The organism is Streptomyces regalis, assembly GCF_001509475.1.
GTDB lineage: Bacteria > Actinomycetota > Actinomycetes > Streptomycetales > Streptomycetaceae > Streptomyces > Streptomyces regalis.
In genome coordinates, this window is the sequence record NZ_LLZG01000230.1 from 1 (window position 1) to 625 (window position 625).

The 625-nt window shown below is 66.9% G+C and carries 1 pseudogene; it reads left to right on the forward strand.

The annotated features are described in order from the left end of the window. Positions 1-467, forward strand: a pseudogene (locus tag ADL12_RS23055) (DUF3459 domain-containing protein); the annotation flags it as partial. Positions 468-625 lie beyond the last annotated feature (158 nt).

A 625-nucleotide genomic window follows, 5' to 3' on the forward strand; every position in this document is an offset into this window, starting at 1 on the left:
GCGAGAACACCCCCCTGCGCACCGGCAGCGAGGAGTACCTCCACTCGGAGAAGTACCAGCTGCGACCCCGCGACTGGGAAACCGCCGCACGCGAAGGCCACACCATCACCCCGCTCATCACCCAGCTCAACGCCGTCCGAAGGAGCCACCCCGCCCTCCACCGGCTGCGGAACCTCCGCTTCCACCACACCGACAACGACGCGCTCATCGCGTACAGCAAACGCACGGGCCCGGACACCGTTCTGGTGATCGCCAACCTTGATCCCCACCACACCCAGGAGGCCACGGTCTCGTTGGACATGCCGCAACTCGGCCTGGACTGGGATGCCTCCCTGTCCGTGCGGGACGAACTGACGGGTGAGACCTACCGCTGGGGCAGGACCAACTACGTACGTCTGGAGCCCGGCAGGGCGCCCGCGCACGTGCTCCACGTCCAGGCATCACCACCCCAGATCGGAGGGTCCTGAGCGTCATGACCGTCAACGAGCCCGTGCTGGACACCTTCGAGGACACCCCTGCCAAGGACCGTGACCCGGATTGGTTCAAGCGCGCCGTCTTCTACGAGGTCCTGGTCCGCTCCTTCCAGGACAGCAACGGCGACGGCGTCGGCGACCTCAAAGGCCTC